Origin of the sequence: Cupriavidus pauculus, from assembly GCF_003854935.1 — a bacterium.
Classification (GTDB): domain Bacteria; phylum Pseudomonadota; class Gammaproteobacteria; order Burkholderiales; family Burkholderiaceae; genus Cupriavidus; species Cupriavidus pauculus_C.
In genome coordinates this window covers 177121-194381 of sequence record NZ_CP033969.1, presented here as the reverse complement: position 1 = coordinate 194381, position 17261 = coordinate 177121, and the positions used below count along the sequence as shown (strand labels likewise).

General features: G+C 70.0%; 15 protein-coding genes. 7 read left to right on the top strand and 8 right to left on the bottom strand.

Features of this window, described 5'->3' with window-relative positions; all coding sequences use genetic code 11:
* Positions 1-228 precede the first annotated feature (228 nt).
* A complete protein-coding gene (locus EHF44_RS02590; RefSeq protein ID WP_124682293.1) occupies positions 229-1005 on the top strand; it encodes a tyrosine-protein phosphatase in 777 nt (258 codons plus the stop codon).
* On the opposite strand, the gene EHF44_RS02585 is transcribed toward EHF44_RS02590, so the two are convergent.
* Both EHF44_RS02585 and EHF44_RS02580 read right to left on the bottom strand, forming a co-directional pair.
* Positions 1000-2223: an acetate/propionate family kinase gene (locus EHF44_RS02585; protein ID WP_124682292.1), complete on the bottom strand. Its 1224-nt coding sequence runs from the start codon at positions 2221-2223 to the stop codon at positions 1000-1002. The genes EHF44_RS02590 and EHF44_RS02585 overlap by 6 nt on opposite strands.
* A gap of 12 nt (positions 2224-2235) precedes the next feature.
* A complete protein-coding gene (locus EHF44_RS02580; RefSeq protein ID WP_124682291.1) occupies positions 2236-3183 on the bottom strand; it encodes a bifunctional enoyl-CoA hydratase/phosphate acetyltransferase in 948 nt (315 codons plus the stop codon).
* 284 nt (positions 3184-3467) lie between these two features.
* Here EHF44_RS02580 and EHF44_RS02575 point away from each other — a divergent pair, with 284 nt between their 5' ends.
* The 4 genes from EHF44_RS02575 (at position 3468) to EHF44_RS02560 (ending at position 8170) form a co-directional block, all read left to right on the top strand.
* The gene (locus EHF44_RS02575) at positions 3468-5765 is read left to right on the top strand and encodes a DUF3141 domain-containing protein (RefSeq protein WP_124682290.1); all 2298 of its coding nucleotides are present in this window, start codon (positions 3468-3470) and stop codon (positions 5763-5765) included.
* A 420-nt stretch (positions 5766-6185) separates the two neighbouring features.
* Positions 6186-6965, top strand: coding sequence for an enoyl-ACP reductase FabI (gene fabI, locus EHF44_RS02570; protein ID WP_124682289.1), 780 nt, complete (start codon positions 6186-6188; stop codon positions 6963-6965).
* An 88-nt stretch (positions 6966-7053) separates the two neighbouring features.
* On the top strand, positions 7054-7296 hold the full coding sequence (locus tag EHF44_RS02565) for an RNA recognition motif domain-containing protein (protein ID WP_124682288.1): 243 nt from the start codon (positions 7054-7056) through the stop codon (positions 7294-7296).
* Between the two features lie 70 nt (positions 7297-7366).
* Positions 7367-8170 (top strand): TOBE domain-containing protein, encoded by an 804-nt coding sequence (locus EHF44_RS02560; protein WP_124682287.1) that lies wholly within the window; start codon positions 7367-7369, stop codon positions 8168-8170.
* A gap of 32 nt (positions 8171-8202) precedes the next feature.
* Here EHF44_RS02560 and EHF44_RS02555 read toward each other — a convergent pair whose 3' ends face one another.
* The 4 genes from EHF44_RS02555 to EHF44_RS02540 all read right to left on the bottom strand — a co-directional run bounded on the left by EHF44_RS02555 (position 8203) and on the right by EHF44_RS02540 (position 10709).
* The gene (locus EHF44_RS02555) at positions 8203-8925 is read right to left on the bottom strand and encodes an ATP-binding cassette domain-containing protein (protein ID WP_124682286.1); all 723 of its coding nucleotides are present in this window, start codon (positions 8923-8925) and stop codon (positions 8203-8205) included.
* A 7-nt stretch (positions 8926-8932) separates the two neighbouring features.
* The gene (gene modB, locus EHF44_RS02550) at positions 8933-9649 is read right to left on the bottom strand and encodes a molybdate ABC transporter permease subunit (protein ID WP_124682285.1); all 717 of its coding nucleotides are present in this window, start codon (positions 9647-9649) and stop codon (positions 8933-8935) included.
* 28 nt (positions 9650-9677) lie between these two features.
* On the bottom strand, positions 9678-10436 hold the full coding sequence (gene modA, locus EHF44_RS02545; RefSeq protein ID WP_124682284.1) for a molybdate ABC transporter substrate-binding protein: 759 nt from the start codon (positions 10434-10436) through the stop codon (positions 9678-9680).
* A gap of 75 nt (positions 10437-10511) precedes the next feature.
* The gene (locus EHF44_RS02540; protein ID WP_124682283.1) at positions 10512-10709 is read right to left on the bottom strand and encodes a hypothetical protein; all 198 of its coding nucleotides are present in this window, start codon (positions 10707-10709) and stop codon (positions 10512-10514) included.
* Between EHF44_RS02540 and EHF44_RS02535 the strand changes: the two genes are divergently transcribed.
* Together EHF44_RS02535 and EHF44_RS02530 are read left to right on the top strand one after the other, a co-directional pair.
* A complete protein-coding gene (locus EHF44_RS02535; protein WP_124682282.1) occupies positions 10708-12777 on the top strand; it encodes a bifunctional 2',3'-cyclic-nucleotide 2'-phosphodiesterase/3'-nucleotidase in 2070 nt (689 codons plus the stop codon). The two genes, EHF44_RS02540 and EHF44_RS02535, sit on opposite strands and share 2 nt — an antisense overlap.
* A 43-nt stretch (positions 12778-12820) precedes the next feature.
* Complete coding sequence (locus EHF44_RS02530) at positions 12821-13633, top strand: tetratricopeptide repeat protein (RefSeq protein WP_124682281.1); 813 nt, start codon at positions 12821-12823, stop codon at positions 13631-13633.
* A gap of 14 nt (positions 13634-13647) precedes the next feature.
* Here EHF44_RS02530 and EHF44_RS02525 read toward each other — a convergent pair whose 3' ends face one another.
* Both EHF44_RS02525 and EHF44_RS02520 read right to left on the bottom strand, forming a co-directional pair.
* The gene (locus EHF44_RS02525; protein ID WP_172965999.1) at positions 13648-14673 is read right to left on the bottom strand and encodes a fimbrial protein; all 1026 of its coding nucleotides are present in this window, start codon (positions 14671-14673) and stop codon (positions 13648-13650) included.
* Positions 14673-17261 carry a fimbria/pilus outer membrane usher protein gene (locus EHF44_RS02520; RefSeq protein WP_124682279.1) on the bottom strand — a complete coding sequence of 863 codons (2589 nt, stop codon included), beginning with the start codon at positions 17259-17261 and terminating at the stop codon, positions 14673-14675. Before EHF44_RS02520 ends, EHF44_RS02525 begins: the two co-directional genes overlap by 1 nt.

Sequence of the window (17261 nt, the reverse complement as noted above, 5' to 3'; positions counted from 1 at the left end):
TATGTGAAGCCGGGCGGGCGTCGCCAAGCCGACTCGGCTTTTGAAATTGCGGCAGATCAAATCGCTGTGAAGTCAGAAACAGTCAAGCGAAATGGCCCGTTGCAGCACCCGCAACGGTTCCCGGGGTATCGTTGCCAGCGGGATGTCCCCCAGTGCGTCGATCTGAAATAATTGACGCCGATGCTGAACATTTTCGAAAGCGTGCCGCATGGGCGCGCCAGGACCGATATGCAGAACCCTTCCGAAACGCTGATGGCGGCCGCGCTGCGGCCTTGCCTGGACCTGGAGTCGATCAGCAACGCGCGCGACCTTGGCGGCCTGACCGGCCATGCGGGCCGGCGCGTGGTCCAGAACCGCCTGTACCGCAGCGCCAATCCGGCGCTGGCCTGCGCGGCCGATATTGACAAGCTGCACGCATTGCGGCTCGACATCGTGGTCGACTTCCGCTCGCCGGGCGAGAAGTCGCCGGCCGAGGCCACGTTCGGCGAGCGCTTCCAGTGGCTGGCGGTACCCGTGCTGGACGGCACCATGGCGATGGACGTGCTGATGCCGCGCCTGCGCGCCAGCAACGCGGCGCAGATGCACGGCTTCATGCTCGACGTCTACCGCGACTTTCCGGTGCGCTACCGCGATGCGTTCGGCACGTTCCTGCGTCACGCCGAGGCCGGCAAGACGCTCTTCTACCACTGCACCGCCGGCAAGGACCGCACCGGCTTTGCGTCGCTGCTGCTGCTGAGCGCGCTGGGCGTGGCCCAGGACGACATCGTCGCCAACTACCTGGAATCGAACCACTGGAACCAGCGCTTCAACGAGAAGCTGCTGGCCGGCGCCAGCCAGCTCGGGGTCTCGCCCGACGCGATGCTGCCGCTGCTGGAAGTGCGCCCCGAGTACATCGAGGCGTCGATGGATGCGATCAGGCAGACCTACGGCAGCGTCGAGCGGTTCCTGGCCGATGACCTGCGCGTCGACGTGGACCGCCTGCGCGGCCACTACCTGGCGTCATAGCCCGCCGGTCTCGCGCAGGATGCGGGCCGTCGACAGCGCGATCATGCCTTCCTCGTCGGTCGGCAGCACCAGCACCGGCACGCGGCTGGTGTCGTGGCTGATGCGCTGGCAGTTGTCGCCATTGGCCGCGGGGTCGAGCGCGATGCCGAACAGTTCGGCCAGGTGCGCGCAGATGCGGGCGCGCACGTCCGGCGCGTTGGCGCCGATGCCGGCCGTGAAGACCAGCGCGTCCAGCCCGCCCAGCGTGACCGCCAGCTTGCCGACTTCCTGCGCGGCGCGCCACGCGTAGAAGTCCACCGCCAGCCTGGCGCGCGGCGTGTCGCTGGCCAGCAGGGCACGCATGTCGCTGCTGATGCCGGAGATGCCCTTCAGGCCCGATTGCCCGTACAGCATGGCCTGGATCGCGTCGGGCGCCATGCCCTGCGCGGCCAGGTACAGCACCGCGCCGGGATCGATCGACCCGCAGCGCGTGCCCATGGGCATGCCGTCCAGCGCGGTCAGTCCCATCGTCGAATCCACGCTCCGGCCGCCGCGCATGGCGCACAGGCTGGCGCCATTGCCCAGGTGCGCCACGACCACGCGGCCGTCGGCCAGGTCCGGCGCCACCTGCCGCAGCCGCCGCGCGATATAGGCGTACGACAGCCCGTGAAAGCCATAGCGGCGCACGCCCTGCTCGTAGTAGGCGTACGGCAGCGCCATGAGCTGCGTCAGCGGATCGCGCCCGGCGTGGAACGCGGTGTCGAAGCAGGCCACCTGCAGCAGGTCGGGCACGGCGCCACGGATGGCGCGGATTGCGGTCAGGTTGTGCGGCTGGTGCAGTGGCGCCAGCGGCACCAGCGCCTCCAGCCGGGCGATCACGTCGTCGTCGATGCGCACGGCATCGGCAAACTCGCTGCCGCCATGCACCACGCGATGGCCGATGGCCACCGGCGGCGTGTCGCGCAGCGCCACGCTCAGCGTCAGCCGGATCAGCCGGAACGCGGCGTCGTGGTCCGCCACCTGCTCCACTGGAAATTTCTGATCAGTCACTTCGCGGCCGTCGGCCATGCGCGCCACCAGGCGCGGCGCCACGCCGATGCCTTCGATCTGGCCGTGCGCGGCCAGCGTGGGCTGGATGTCGACGTTGCTGTGCGCGGCCTCGGGCACCGCGTAGATCGACACCTTGACGCTGGACGAACCGGCGTTGACGACGAGGATGACGGGATGGGGTGTGCTCACGCGGATCGCTCCTCAGGCGGGCACCGCAACCTGGGCGGTGCGGCGCGAATGGGCCAGCAGCACCGCGATGGCGCAACTGCCGATGCGCGCGCGCACGCTGTCGGCGCGGCTGGTCAGGATGATCGGCACGCGGGCGCCCAGCACGATGCCGGCCGCCTCGGCGCCGGCCAGGAAGGTCAACTGCTTGGCCAGCATGTTGCCGGCTTCCAGGTCGGGCACCAGCAGGATGTCCGGGTCGCCGGCCACCTCGGAGCGGATGCCCTTGGTCTCGGCCGCGGCCTTGCTGATGGCGTTGTCGAATGCCAGCGGGCCGTCCAGCAGCCCGCCCTCGATCTGGCCGCGCTCGCTCATCTTGCACAGCGCCGCGGCCTCGATGGTCGACGGGATCTTGTCGGTCACGGTTTCCACGGCTGACAGGATGGCCACCTTGGGCCGCTCGACGCCCAGCACGCGCACGAGGTCGATCGCGTTGCGCACGATGTCGGCCTTCTCGATCAGCGTGGGAAAGATGTTGACCGCCGCGTCGGTGATGAACAGCGGCTTGTGGTAGTTCGGCACGTCCATGGCAAAGACGTGCGACAGGCGCCGCCCGGTGCGCAGGCCGCTGGCGCTGCGCGCCACGGCGTGCAGGATCTCGTCGCTGTGCAGGCTGCCTTTCATCAGCAGCTCGGCGCGGCCGGTGCGCACGGCCTCGACCGCACTTTCGGCGGACGCGTGGCTGTGCGGCGCGTCGATGATCTCCACGTTGTCCAGCGCCAGCCCCTGCTCCTGGGCCACGGCGCGGATGCGGGCGGCCGGCCCGCACAGGATCGGCACGATCAGCCCCAGCCGGGCCGCTTCGAGCGCCCCGTCCAGCGACGACGCGTCGCAGGGGTGGGCCACGGCGGTGGGAATGGGCGGCAGGCCCTCGCAGCGGGCGAGCAGCCTGGCGTACTTGTCGTCGGACGGCGGGGTCGGCATGGGCGTACGGGCTCCGGCTGGGCAGCAGCCGCGACAGCGGAGGCGGATGCTGCGTTGCGCAAACGTCTCGACGCAGTATAGGCGACGCACCCGTGCCATTGGAATGTCTTGCGCTTGTCATATACGGCGCCGTCAGCGGGATTGGCCTTTGGTAACGGTTGTCATGCCGGGCCGAGGCTGGTAGATTTTTGCTGTTGCATCGCAGCAAGCGACGCCCGCACCACGCCCGCATCGGCCCCCGCTGCACGCCATCGGACTCCGCCTATCCCCAAGGAGAAACGGAAATGAATGCACGCCAACCTGTGACGGGCCGCGCGCCCGGACAGGGCGCCTCCGCCTCGCCCTCATCGCCCTCAACGCCTGACTCGCCCGCATCGCCCTCCGCGCCGTCCCCGGCATATCCCCCGCTCCCGCTGCACCCGTTGGCCCAGGCCGCCTGGGAATACGGGATCGACGCGTGGCAGCGATCCATCCTGTTCCTCGACGTCCTGCGCCAGCGCGGCAATGAGACGGCCACGCACGAGAAAGGCGGCATGCCGCCCGTGCTGGTGTTCGACTACGAGGTGCTGATCGACGGGCGCGACCTGCCCCGGCCGGTGAACTACGCGCTGCTGCGCATCGTGCCGCCCGCCGCGCATCCCACCGACATGACCAAGCGCGCGTTCGTGGTGATGGACCCGCGCGCCGGCCACGGCCCCGGCATCGGCGGCTTCAAGGCCGACAGCGAGATCGGCAACGCCATCCGCACCGGCCATCCGTGCTACTTCATCACGTTCTACCGCGACCCGTGCCCGGGCCAGACCATCGAGGACGTGGCGCGCACCGAGGCCCGCTTCCTGCGCGCCGTTGCCGAGCGGCACCCCGACGCGCCGGGCCGCCCGTTCGTGATCGGCAACTGCCAGGCCGGCTGGGCGCTGCTGATGCTGGCCGCCGCCGCGCCCGACGTGACCGGCCCCATCCTGCTGGCCGGCGCGCCCGTGGCCTACTGGTCGGGCGTGCGCGGCAAGAACCCGATGCGCTATGCCGGCGGGCTGCTGGGCGGCACGTGGCTGTCGTCGCTGGCGGCGGACCTGGGCAACGGACGCTTCGACGGTGCCTGGCTGGTGCAGAACTTCGAGAAGCTGAACCCTTCGAACACGCTCTGGGAAAAGCTCTACAACGTCTACGCCAAGGTGGATACCGAAGGGCCGCGCTTCCTGGAGTTCGAGCGCTGGTGGGGCGGGCACTTCCTGATGAACCGCGCCGAGATCGACTGGATCGTGCAGAACCTGTTCGTCGGCAACCACCTGACGGCCGGCGACGTGCGCAGCAACGACGGCCAGTCCGTGGTCGACCTGCGCAACCTGCGCTCGCCGGTGATCGTGTTTGCGTCCTGGGGCGACAACATCACGCCGCCGCAGCAGGCGCTGAACTGGATTCCGGACCTGTACGCGAGCGTCGACGAGATTGTCGCCAACGACCAGACCATCGTCTATTGCCTGCATCCGTCGATCGGGCACCTGGGCATCTTCGTGTCGGGCAGCGTGGCCAACAAGGAGCACTCGGAACTGTTCTGCGCGCTGGACCTGATCGACGTGCTGCCGCCGGGCCTGTACGAGGCCCGCATCGAGGACTTCGCGCCCGACGCGCCGCACAGCGAGCTGATCGAAGGCCGCTACCTGGTGCGCTTCGAGCGGCGGACCATCGACGACATCCTGGCGCTGGACGACGGCCGGGCCGACGAGCAGCCGTTCGAGGTGGTGCGGCGCGTGGCCGAGATCAACCAGCACGTCTACGACACGTTCGCGTCGCCCGTGGTGCGCGCGATGGCGAACGAGCCCACGGCCGAGGCGATCCGCGCGATGCACCCGTCGCGGCTGGAGCGCTCGCTGTTCGCCGACGGCAACCCGTGGATGCAATGGGTCGCCATGATGGCCCCGGCCGTGCGCGACGCGCGCCAGCCGGTGTCGCCGGACAACCCGTTCCTGGCGATGCAGCAGGCCATGTCCGACCAGATCGTGCGCTCGCTGGACCAGTACCGCGACGCGCGCGACGCCTGGCAGGAGCGCATGTTCGAATCGATCTATGCCGCGCCGTGGCTGCCGGCCATGCTGGGCATGACGACCACGCCGAAGCGGCCCGAGTCGCCGGCCGTGACCGCGCTGCGCAAGGAGGTGGCCGAACTGCGCCGCCGCGAGGCCGAGCGCGAGATCGGCACGGGCACCGCGCTCGACGCCTTCCTGCGCGTGCTGTCGTACGTGACGCAGGGCCGCTCGGCCATCGAGGAGCGGCCGTTCAACCTGCTGCGCAAGCTCGCACGCGAGAACCCGCCCGAGAAGCGCATCACGCTGGCCCAGTTCAAGGACGCCGTGCGACGGCAGAGCTATATCGTCAGCCTGGACCCCGAGGCCGCCATCGCGGCGCTGCCGGCCCTGGTGCCCGACATGCGCGAACGCCGCCGCATCATGGTGCTGGCCCACCGCGTCCTGACCGTCGGCGGCCCGCTGGACGCCGATTGGCTGGCCCGCTACCGCGAAGTCGCCGAAGCCTTCGGCACCGACCACGGCAACGGCAAGGCAACCCAGGAAGCACAGGCGGAATAGTCGACGGGGCCTTGCCTTCCGCGTCCGGTTGTCTCCCCTCTCCCGCAACGCGGGAGAGGGGTCGGGGGAGAGGGCAAGCCGCCCAAGACGCGACAGGCCGGTTGTCTCCCCTCTCCCGCAACGCGGGAGAGGGGCCGGGGGAGAGGGCAGGCCGCCCAAGACGCGACATGCCGGTTATCTCCCCTCTCCCGCAACGCGGGAGAGGGGTCGGGGGAGAGGGCAAGCCGTTCAAGATGCGACATGCGGCATTGGAACCGCCGGCCCTCACCCCCAGCCCTTCTCCCGCAAACGGGAGAGGGGAGCAAAGATGGCGGTGTGTTCGGCTGTTGCCGCAGCCGGATGCGCTAACCCTCACCCCCCAGCCCCTGTCCCGCAAGCCAGACAGGAAAGCAAAACCCACCCCAACCCGGAGCCCCCACCATGGTCCACGTTCCCACTCCGCCGCTGTCCGGGCAACGCGTGCTGATCGTCGGCGTTGCCAACGAGGATTCGATTGCCTGGGGTTGTGCGCGGGCGTTCCGCGAGCTCGGGGCCGAGATTGCGCTGACGTACCTGAACGACAAGGCGTACCCGCACGTCGCGCCGCTGGCCGAGCGGGTGGACGCGCCGATCCTGATGCCGCTGAACGTGGAGGACGACGCGCAGATGGACGCCCTGTTCGACCACATCGCCAGAACGTGGGGCCGGCTCGACGCGGTCGTGCATTCGGTGGCGTTCGCGCCCAAGGCGGATTTGCAGGGCGGGCTGCTGAACTCGTCGTCGGCGGGCTTTGCGCGGGCCATGGACGTGTCGTGCCACTCGTTCATCCGCATGGCACGCCGGGCCGTGCCGCTGATGGACAAAGGTGGCACGCTGTTCGCGATGAGCTACGACGGCGCCAACCGCGTGGTGCCGAACTACGACCTGATGGGGCCCGTGAAGGCCGCGCTGGAGGCTACCTGCCGCTACCTGGCCTACGAACTGGGCCCGCGCGGCATCCGCGTGCATGCGATCTCGCCGGGGCCGCTGAAGACGCGCGCGGCGTCCGGGCTCAAGGATTTCGACGTGCTGCTGGCCGAAGCCGCCGGCCGCGCGCCGCTGGGCGAGCTGGTCGACATCATGGACGTGGGCTTTGCCACCGCCTACCTGGCCACGCCTTATGCGCGCCGCGTGTCGGGCAATACGGTGTACGTGGACGGCGGCGTGCACATCATGGCGTGAAACGTGCGATAGCCGCATCGTTGGGCGCCGGGCCGCGGCACGCGGCCTAGAATACATGCATCACCACTTCCAACAGGGAGAGGCTGCAATGCAGGTACTGATCCGCGGGCTACATCGTGATGTGACCGAGGAAATGCTGCGCGACAAGCTCCAGACCCATGCCCGGGTCAACTCCGTGGAGATCGTGCGCGACGGCGACCCCAACCACCCGTGGGCCTGGGTGGATCTGGCGGTCGACCCGTTCACCTGCTGGCACCTGCTGCGACGGTTCGACAAGCAGTACTTCGCCGGCAGCGTCATGCGCTGGTACATCCCCGCCCACCAGAGCTGACGTCCCCGCCGGACGTCCGGCGTTGGCGGTACCATACGGGCCATCCGACACCACAGACAGGCTTTGCGCAATGCTTGAACTCCAGGGCGCCATCTGGTTCCGCGCCGGCCAGCAGGACTGGGGCGGCAAGGACCGCATCGCGCTGCTGGCCGCCATTGGCGAGCATGGCTCGATCACGGCCGCCGCGCGCGCGGTGGGCATCAGCTACAAGGGTGCGTGGGACGCCATCGACGCGATGAACAACAGCGCCGGCGAGCCGCTGGTGGTGCGCGCGGCCGGTGGCAAGGGCGGCGGCGGTACGCGGCTGACCGCGCGCGCCGAGCGGCTGATTGCCACCTACCGGGCGATGGAGGCCGAGCACGCGCGCTTCATCGCCCAGCTTGAACGCGCGGGCGCCATGGCCGACGCGCATCCCGAAGACCTTCACCTGATCCGCCGCATGATGATCCAGACCAGTGCCCGCAACAAGCTGTTCGGCCACGTGGAAACCGTACGCGCCGGCGCCGTCAACGACGAAGTCACGCTGGCGCTGCCGGGCGGGCAGCGGATCGTCGCCACGATTACCCACGAGAGCGTCGAGACGCTGGGCCTGGTGCCCGGCGCCGAAGCGTTCGCGCTGGTCAAGGCGTCGTCGGTGCTGATCGGCCTGGCCGATCCGCCGGCGCGGCTGTCGGCGCGCAACCAGTTGCCCGGCACGGTGGCCCGGGTGGTGCCCGGCGCGGTCAATGCGGAGGTCGTGCTGGAGCTTGATGGCGGCGGCACCGTGGCGGCAATCGTCACGCAGGCGGCAGTGGCCGACCTGGCGCTGCAGGCCGGCACGCGCGCGCTGGCCATCTTCAAGGCGTCGAGCGTGATCCTTGGCACGATGGGCTGAGCAACGGCCCGCGCTGGCGCCCGGCCGGCTGGCTAGATGACCGGCGAGGTCTCGGGCGCGTAGACCGGCGGGTGCCGGTGGGCGCGCCCGCTGGCGTGGATGCGGCCCTCGCGGATTTCCAGCACGTGGTCGCCCAGCACGTCGACATCCTCGGGGTCGTGCGAAATCATCAGCATCGGCACGTCCAGGCTTTCCTGCAGCGCGCGCAGTTCCTGGCGCATGCGGATGCGCAGGGCCGGGTCCAGCGCGGAAAACGGTTCGTCCAGCAGCAGGATGTCTGGCCGGGCCGCCAGCGCGCGGGCCAGCGCCACGCGCTGCTTCTGCCCGCCCGAAATCTGCGCCGGATACTGGCCGACGATGTCGCGCAGGCCGAACGCATCGACCCAGCGCGCCGCCTCGGGCGGCAGCGCGCGCCGCGCGGGGTTGCGCCAGCCGCGACGCAGCCCGAACGCAATATTCTGTGCGACGGTCAGGTGCGGAAACAGCGCGTAGTCCTGAAACAGGTAGGCCACGCGGCGGTCCTGCGGCCGCAGGTCGACGCCGGCGTCGCTGTCGAACAGCGTGCGGCCATTCAGCACGATGCGGCCGCTGTCGGGCGCCATCAGCCCGGCGATGGCCCGCAGCGTCAGGCTCTTGCCGGCGCCGGACGGGCCGAACAGCGCCACGCGCCGGCTGTCGGACGCGAACGCGATGTCCAGCGCGAAATGGCGGTCTTCCGACGCCATGCGCTTGCGGACGGTGATTTCCATGCTCATGGCGGCCTCACTTGCCCGCGGGCGCGCGCGTGAAGCGGCGCCGCTCGAACAGGTTGGCCGTGCCGCGCTGCGCGGGCGGCACCAGCCGCGCCGCCACCACGAGCAGCACGATGCAGGTGACCGACGTGACCAGCACCAGCAGGTTGGCGGTGTCGTCGTTGCCGGCCTGCACCGCCTCGTAGATCGCCACGGACAGCGTCTGCGTGCGGCCGGGCAGGTTGCCGGCCACCATCAGCGTGGCGCCGAACTCGCCCAGCGCCCGCGCAAAGGCCAGCAGCACGCCGGCCACGATGCCGGGCAGCGCCATCGGCAGCGTCACGCGGAAGAAGATGGCCGCCTCGGAGATGCCGAGCACGCGCGCGGCGTTCTCAAGCTGGTGGTCGACACCCTCGAACGCGGCCCGCGCCGACTTCAGCACCAGCGGAAACGCCACCACGGTCGACGCCAGCACCGCGCCCTGCCACGTGAAGACCAGTTCGATGCCCAGCCGCTCCAGCCACGCGCCAAACACGCCACGCCGGCCCACCAGCACCAGCAGGTAGTAGCCCAGCACGGTAGGCGGCAGCACCAGCGGCAGCGTCAGGATGGCGTCGACGATGTCGCGCGCCCGCGAGCGCCAGCGGGCCAGCGCGTAGGCCGCGGCCACGCCCAGGATCGCGTTGAGCAGCGTGGCCCAGCCCGCCACCTTCAGCGACAGCAGCAGCGGAATCCAGACGGCGTCCATGGCGGCGATGCGAACCGGGAACCGGCGGTCAGGGCTTCTGGAAGCCGAACTTCGCCAGCGTGGCCTGGCCCTCGGGCGACAGCACGTACTGGACGAAGGCGTTGGCCTGCTGGGCCTGGCGGGACTGCGCGGTGACGGCGATGGGGTAGGTGACCGGCGTGGGGGTCGGCACGCGGGCGGCGACCTTGACCTTGTCCGGCATCACGGCCGCGTCGGTGGCAAAGACAAAGCCGGCGTCCACCTCGCCGCGCGCCACGTAGTCCAGCGCCTGACGCACGTTCTGCGCGGGCACGCCCTTGGCCTCGACGGCCGTCCACAGCCCCTGCGATTCCAGCGCGCCGCGCGTGTAGCGGCCCACTGGCACCGACGACGGGTTGCCGTACGCCACGCGCTTGACGTCGGCGCGGGACAGGTCGGCCGGGGCGCCGATGCCGAGCCTGCTGTCGTGCGGCACGATCAGCACGATCGCGTTGGCCGCGAAATCCTTGCGCGTGGCTGGCTGGACGACCTTCTCGGCCACCGCCTTGTCCATCGCGCTCTGGTCGGCCGACGCGAACACGTCGGCCGGGGCGCCCTTGACGATCTGCTGCATCAGCACGTCGGACGCGCCAAAGTTCAGCACCACCTTGGTATCGGGATGGGCGCGCTCGAACTGCTCGCCAAGCTGCTTGAAGGCGTTGGTCAGGCTGGCGGCGGCGGACACCACGAGGTCCGCGGCAAAGGCCGACGGCGCGGCAAGGGTCAGCGCGACCAGGGCGGCGCGGCGGGCGAAGGGCAGGAGGCTCATGGCAGAAGCGTCGGGGAAAGGGAGGGTGTGCCGGATCGTTGGCATCCGCAATATAAGCGGCTATATAACGGGGCGTCAATCGCGCCGATGGATAACCATCTTCAGCCGGTTGACATAGTCCCGCTGGCGGCGCTGGTCGAGCGATATGGCGTTTTTGTCATATTTCGAGCGACTGTCACGAGAATGACGCGATATCGCCACTTGGCTGCCATCGCCGGTTCGCACAATTTCCCCCCACAGAAGAAACACAATCACAGGGGAATCCGAGACCATGCAACTCCATCGCATCCGGGCCGCCTTGCTGGCGGCCATGGTAGCCAGCACCCTGGCCGCTTGCGGCTCCGACGACGACAACGGCGCCGGTAACGGCAACGGCGGCCAGACCGGGGGCGGCACCGCCACCGTGCCGGCCGGCACCAGATCCACGCTGGCCCTGCTGGAGACGACCGACCTGCACACCAACGTGCTCAGCTACGACTACTTCAAGCTGGCCGAGGACAAGTCGCTGGGCTTCGAGCGCGTGTCGACGCTGATCAAGGCCGCCCGCGCCGAATTCCCGAACACGATGCTGCTGGACAACGGCGACACCATCCAGGGCACGGCGCTGTCCGACTACCAGGCCCTGGTCAAGCCGGTCACGTGCGGCGAGACGCTGGCGATGTACAAGGTCATGAACGCGGCCGGCTTTGACGGCGGCGGCATCGGCAACCACGAGTTCAACTACGGCCTGCAGTACCTGAGCCAGGTCACCGGCAACCGCTTCAACGTGGACGGCCTGCCTGACCCATCGGCGCAGCAGACCTGCGCCGGGCCCAAGTTCCCGCAGGTGCTGGCCAACGTCTACAGCGTCAAGACGCGCCAGCCGCTGTTCCAGCCGTACGCGATCCTGTCGAAGACGCTGACGGCCACCGGCCCCGACGGCAAGACGGTGTCGGCGCCGATCAAGGTCGGCATCATCGGCTTTGCGCCGCCGGCCATCCTGAGCTGGGACAAGCGCTGGCTAGACGGCAAGGTCTACACCGAAGGCGTGGTCGAGACCGCGCAGAAGTACATCCCCGAGATGCGCGCCAAGGGCGCCGACCTGATCGTCGTGATCTCGCACGGCGGGCTGGACAACTCGGCGTACTCGCCGACGATGGAAAACGGCAGCTACCACCTGTCGAAGGTGGCGGGCGTGGACGCCATGCTGATCGGCCACTCGCACCAGGTCTTCCCGGACGCGGCCAGCACGGTCGGCCAGTTCAACCTGCCGGGCGTGGACAAGGTCAAGGGCACCGTCAACGGCGTGCCGACCGTGATGGCCAACTACTGGGGCAAGCACCTGGGCGTGGTCAACCTGGCGCTGGCCTACGACGGCAAGGCGTGGAGCGTGGACCGCGCCAACACCAAGGTCGAGGCGCGCTCGATCCAGAACGCCGACAAGACCTACGTGGCCGCCGACGCCAGCGTGGCCGCCGCCATCGACACCGAGCACCAGGCGACCATCCAGTACGTGAAGACGCCCATCGGCAGCACCGACTACCGCATGACGAGCTACTTTGCCGACGTGGGCGACCCGGGCGCGATCCAGATCGTCAACCAGGCCCAGGCCAAGTATGTGAAGGACTACCTCGCGGCCAACCTGCCGGCGCTGGCATCGCTGCCGGTGCTGTCGGTCTCGGCCCCGTTCAAGAGCGGCTTTGGCGGCGGCAGCGACTACACCGACGTGGCGATGGGCAGCCTGGCCATCAACAACGCGGCCGACCTGTACCTGTACCCGAACACGGTCTACGCGGTGAAGGTCAACGGCGCCGAGGTCAAGGCGTGGCTGGAGACGGCCGCCAAGCGCTTCAACCAGATCAACCCGGCGCTGACCACCGAGCAGCAACTGATCAGCACCTTCCCGGGCTACAACTTCGACATGTTCACCGACGCCGACATGCAGTACGAGATCGACGTCACGCAGCCCGTGGGCAGCCGCATCAAGAACCTGACGTACAAGGGCGCGGCCGTGACCGCGGCGATGGACTTCATCGTGGCGACGAACAACTACCGCGCCAGCGGCGGCGGCAACTTCCCGGGCCTCGACGGCACCAAGACCGTCTACGCCTCGCCCGACGCCAACCGCGACGTGCTGATCAGCTACATCAAGTCCGTGGCCAACGTGACCCGCGCCGCCAATGGCAGCGCTCGTAGCTGGCGCTTCACGAAGGTGGCGACCAGCGGCGACGTGGTGTTCAGCTCGGCCGCCGGCATGCTGGCGCAGGCCGCCGCCGGTGGCGTGGCGGGCGTGACGCTGGTGGCCGCCGACGACGGCAGCAACAAGAACCTGTCGAAGTACCGCATCGACCTCAACCAGTAACCGTCACGCCGCCGACCACCCGGCCACCTCGCCCGATATGCCGATGCCTGCCACCGCCGCCGCCCCGACCCTCCCCGCGCTGCCCCGTCGCCTGCCGCGCATCCACCCGCTGTTCGTGGCGGCCACGCTGGCCGTGGCCGTGGCTACCGCCGGCGTGGCCGGTGCGGCCGTGTGGCGCCACCAGTCCGACGCACGCCAGGCGGAGATCGCCCAGTGGCAGGTCCTGGCGACGTCCGCCGGCGACGCGGCGGCGCTGGACCGCCTGCAGCAGGCCGCCGGGTCTGGCGAGGCCGCCGCGCGTGCCGCGCTTGGCGAAACGCTGATGGCGCGGCCCGACGCCGCCACGCGTGCCGACGGCGAGCGCTGGCTGCGCATGGCTGCCGAAGGTGGCCAGGTCCGCGCGCAGTTCCTGCTCGGCAAGGCGGCGATGCTCGGTACCCTGGCGGCCGGCCGCGCCGACCTGCCGCTGGCCTGGCAACAGCTCGACGCGGCGGCGCGCGCCGGCGACATCGGCGCCGCCTACTACCTGGGCCTGCTGTATCGCGGCGGCTACGGCCGCACGCCCGACCCGGCCGCCGCGGCGCGCTGGTTCCGCGTGGCCGCCGACGGCGGCGTGGCGCACGCGATGTTCCTGCTGGCCAATGCCTACCGCGAAGGCGAGGGCGTGGCCCGCGACGATGCCCGCGCCGTCGCCTGGTACGAAGCCGCCGCCGAGCGCGAGCATCCGGCGTCGATCCAGGCGCTGGCGATGGCCTATCGCGACGGCGGCCTGGGCCTGCCACGCGACGCCGCCCAGTACCGCCAGCACATGGCCGAAACCGCCCACGCGCTCAAGCACCCGGCCATCAACCCGTAGCCCGGCGCCGCGCGCTACTGGTAGCTCATGGTGAAGGTCGCCAGCGCGCCCACCGTGCCGGGGCCGACCACGCCGGTCGTCACGTACTCGGCGCTCAGCGGAATCTGCATCAGCGGCTCGGAATGGCCCACCCGCCACTGGTTCACCGTGCCGCGCTCGGCCGAATCGGGGCCGAAGAAGACCGGCGCGCTGGCCGGGTTCAGGATGCGGATGCCCACGCCCGTGGCCGTCGAGGCCGGCGTCAGCGTCAGCACGTCAGACCGGTTGGCCGGCGTCGTGGCGTCCGTCATCGTGATGTAGACCGGCACGTCGGTGCGGCGGCAGTTCAGCGTGATCGTGAACGGCGTCCGGCCGGCGTTCACGCCGTCGCCCCGCAGGCTGCTCGACGCCACGACCGGCAGGTCCACCGTCACGCTGCGGGTGGCCACCGTGCAGGTGGGCCGCTCGGGGATGCCGTTGTTGAACGAGATCGACGCCAGCGGCGGCGACATCGTCCGGGTCGCGTTGTCATAGCTGTACAACTGGTAGATCACGCCCATGTCGACGCGGTCGCTGCGGTCCGGCACGTTGATCCGCTCGAACAGCTTGACCAGCCGGTTGGTGAGCACGAACGATCCGGTCTGGCCCGCCGACGAGATGTAGCGGATGATGCGCCTGCTCACGGGATCGGTCCGGTCGGCGCCCGATACGGTGTAGCCGCCCGGGCTGATGGCCACGCGCATGCCCATGCCGTAGGTGTTGGCGTCCCAGAACGCGGGATAGTTGAAACGCGAGCCCGCCGCCGAGAAGCCGGTTGGCGAAATCACGATGCCGTACCCCTGCCGGCTGCGCGGGCAGCGGAACGACACGGTCGTGGCCAGGTCTGGCGTCAGCGCCGTACCGATCGGGGCGCCTTCCACCGGGTAGGATATCTGCGACGACAGCGCAGACGGCTGCGCCTCGATGGTGCAATGCTGCACGCTCTGCGCAGCGGCCGGCAGCGCGGCCAGGCCGCCCAGCGCAAGCGCCAGGGTTGCGGCGCGCAGGAAGATGGATGGCATCACGGGGTCTCCTTCGCATCGGGCTGGCATACCGCGCGGATCTGCGCGTAGGCCGTGGCGTGGCGGGTGCTGTCGGGCAGGTTGACGTCGATCGCGCAGCGCTGCGTGCCGCCGGCGCCCCACGTCACATAGAGCCGGTCGACGTTGTCCAGCCCGCGCGCAAAGATGATGCCGCTCTGGCCCACCACGCCCACTTCGGCGCCGGCGCCGTTGGTGACCTGGGCGCCGAACGGCAGCTTGCCGCCGTCGGGCCGCGTGGCCGACACGATGGCCGAGCGGCCCGTGACCGCGGCAAAGCGGATCTTGACCGCCGCGTTGGCGCGCGGCGCCACCTGCGTGCTTGTGGCGTCGAGCGAGACGTCGAGCGGCAGGCCCTTGGGATCGAGCTGGATCGTGTTCATGCTGTAGGGGTGCAGGTACGGCACGATGGCGTAGCCGAACCGGTCGATCCGCACGCCGGGCGCATTGGCCACGCGCGCGCCACTGGCGCCCTTGGCCTCGACGATGCCGATGGTGTCGCCCAGGAAGTTGGCCAGCGTCACGCCGCCCGCATGGGCCACCAGCGCACCCTGCAGACCAGCCGAGTACTGCGTGTAGCCGTTGCCGCCGCTGGCGGAGGCCGACACGGTCGTGTACGGGCTGCGGTACTGGACGTTGCCGCCGCCGGACACCTTGCTGCCGGCCGCCCGGTTCACGTTCAGGCCGTAGGAGACCGCGTTGTCCTCCAGCGCGGTGCCGCTGAGCATCAACTGCTGCGACGATCCGCCGCCGTTGTCGTGCGTCGTGCCGAACGACACCAGCGGCGCGTGGGCGCTGCGCCCCAGCGGCGCGGTCAGGTTGGCGAACACCTGGGTCGTGTAGCGGCCGGTGTAGGCATCGCGCAGCCGCGACGCCGACACGTTGAACGTCATGTTGGTGCCGAACAGCCGCAGCGTGTTGCTGTAGCCGGCCTGGAACATCAGCGCGGTGTCGCGGCGGTTCCAGTAGGCCGTGGACGTGCCGGTGGCGTACAGCGTGCCCAGCCGGCCGCCCAGGTTCTGGTTCAGCGTGAGCTGAAGCTGGCTGCGCTGGCGCGCCACGCCGTCGCCGTTGTAGGAGCCGTCGCGCGCCGCAAACGCGTCGCGCATCGACCAGAAGCCCTTGGTCGCGTAGCGGTAGGCGGCCACCGTCAGGTTGGTGCTGGTGGTCGGCACGTACTTGCTGTAGCTGATGCGGAAGCTCTGGCCGCTGGCGTCGTTGGCGCCCGGGATCTTCGCGCGCGCGTGCGTGGCGTCGAGCGCGAATGCGCCGATGGGCAGGTTGAAGGCGGCGCCGATCAGCGCGGCCTGGTAGCCCTCGGACAGCACCGCGCCCGCGTAGCCGGTGGTGAGGTTGCTGAACCCGTGCTGGACCGTGCCCTGCACGAGCTTCTCGCGCGACGGGGTGGTGTGCGAGCCGCTGCGGTACTCGCCAACCGTGGCCGAGTAGCGCGTGAGGCCCGGCCGGATAAGCTGGACGACCGACGCGTAGGGCACCGTGAAGCTGCTCTGGCTGCCGTCGGCCTCGGTGACGGTGACCAGCAGGTTGCCGCCGTAGCCGGTGGCATGGAGGTCGTCGATCTCGAACGGACCCGGCGCCACCGTGGTTTCGTATATCTTGTTGCCGTCCTGCGATACCGACACGCGCGCGTTGGTCCGCGCCACGCCGCGCACCAGGGGCGCGTAGCCGCGCGTGGAGTCCGGCAGCATGCGGTCGTCGGTGGCCAGGTTCACGCCGCGCACCGAGAAGCTGTCGAACACGGCGCCGTCGGTGAAGGCGTCGCCGAGCGTGAGCTGGCTGCGCCATTTGGGCAGGTCGCGCTGCACGTACGTGGCGATGTTCTGGTACGCGTAGCGCTCGCCCACCGACTGCCACGACATCGACGAACGCTGGCGCAGGTGCCAGCCGGCCACGTTCAGCCCGGCATCGATGCCAAGGTAGGTGTTGGTGCTGTGCTGCGCCCCGTTCATGCCGAACGTGTTGAGCTGGTAGCCGAGCGTGGCCGACGGCACGCCGCTGTCCAGCAGTTCGTGCGGCACCGTGCCGGCCGCGCGGCGGCGCATCAGCGCCTGCGCCACCGTGAAGTTCAGCCGCATGTCGTTGACGCTGAACGACCACGTCACGTCGTCGGAAATGGCGGCCGGATGCAGGCAGGCGCCGTCCGCCGCACCGGCCGCGGCGCTGGCGGCGGCATCGGCAATGGCGGTGCGGCCGGCCGGCGGCAGCGCTTCCTCGTTCAGGTTCAGCCGCGACAGCGTGGCCGGGTCCAGGCAGGGCGCCGCCGCGTCGTCCGGCCCGGCAAAGCGCACCGTCTCGCGCGCAATCCACGTGTCGTTCAGGTAGATGTCGACCGGGTAGCTGCCCGGCGCGACGGGGTTGCCCTTGTCGAAGCGGCTGACGTCCACGCTGGAACCATCGGCCCGCCGCAGGAACTGCGCGTTGAAACGCACCTGCGCCAGCGTCTCGGTGGCTGGCGTCTCCGCCAGCACCTCCGCCAGCACCGGTGCCGGCAGCACCGTGGAGGCCACCAGGCAGCGCGCGGCCAGGCGGCGTGGCGATCGGGTCCGCAT

Excerpts from the sequence above, each read along its gene's own strand:
- EHF44_RS02540 (WP_124682283.1), bottom strand. The coding sequence starts at position 10,709 with ATGGTCTCGGATTCCCCTGTGATTGTGTTTCTTCTGTGGGGGGAAATT.
- modA (WP_124682284.1), bottom strand. The coding sequence starts at position 10,436 with ATGAGCCTCCTGCCCTTCGCCCGCCGCGCCGCCCTGGTCGCGCTGACC.
- EHF44_RS02535 (WP_124682282.1), top strand. The coding sequence starts at position 10,708 with ATGCAACTCCATCGCATCCGGGCCGCCTTGCTGGCGGCCATGGTAGCC.
- EHF44_RS02555 (WP_124682286.1), bottom strand. The coding sequence starts at position 8,925 with ATGAGCATGGAAATCACCGTCCGCAAGCGCATGGCGTCGGAAGACCGC.
- fabI (WP_124682289.1), top strand. The coding sequence starts at position 6,186 with ATGGTCCACGTTCCCACTCCGCCGCTGTCCGGGCAACGCGTGCTGATC.
- EHF44_RS02530 (WP_124682281.1), top strand. The coding sequence starts at position 12,821 with ATGCCTGCCACCGCCGCCGCCCCGACCCTCCCCGCGCTGCCCCGTCGC.
- EHF44_RS02590 (WP_124682293.1), top strand. The coding sequence starts at position 229 with ATGCAGAACCCTTCCGAAACGCTGATGGCGGCCGCGCTGCGGCCTTGC.
- EHF44_RS02575 (WP_124682290.1), top strand. The coding sequence starts at position 3,468 with ATGAATGCACGCCAACCTGTGACGGGCCGCGCGCCCGGACAGGGCGCC.
- EHF44_RS02525 (WP_172965999.1), bottom strand. The coding sequence starts at position 14,673 with ATGCCATCCATCTTCCTGCGCGCCGCAACCCTGGCGCTTGCGCTGGGC.
- EHF44_RS02560 (WP_124682287.1), top strand. The coding sequence starts at position 7,367 with ATGCTTGAACTCCAGGGCGCCATCTGGTTCCGCGCCGGCCAGCAGGAC.
- EHF44_RS02520 (WP_124682279.1), bottom strand. The coding sequence starts at position 17,261 with ATGCGGACCCGATCGCCACGCCGCCTGGCCGCGCGCTGCCTGGTGGCC.
- modB (WP_124682285.1), bottom strand. The coding sequence starts at position 9,649 with ATGGACGCCGTCTGGATTCCGCTGCTGCTGTCGCTGAAGGTGGCGGGC.
- EHF44_RS02580 (WP_124682291.1), bottom strand. The coding sequence starts at position 3,183 with ATGCCGACCCCGCCGTCCGACGACAAGTACGCCAGGCTGCTCGCCCGC.
- EHF44_RS02565 (WP_124682288.1), top strand. The coding sequence starts at position 7,054 with ATGCAGGTACTGATCCGCGGGCTACATCGTGATGTGACCGAGGAAATG.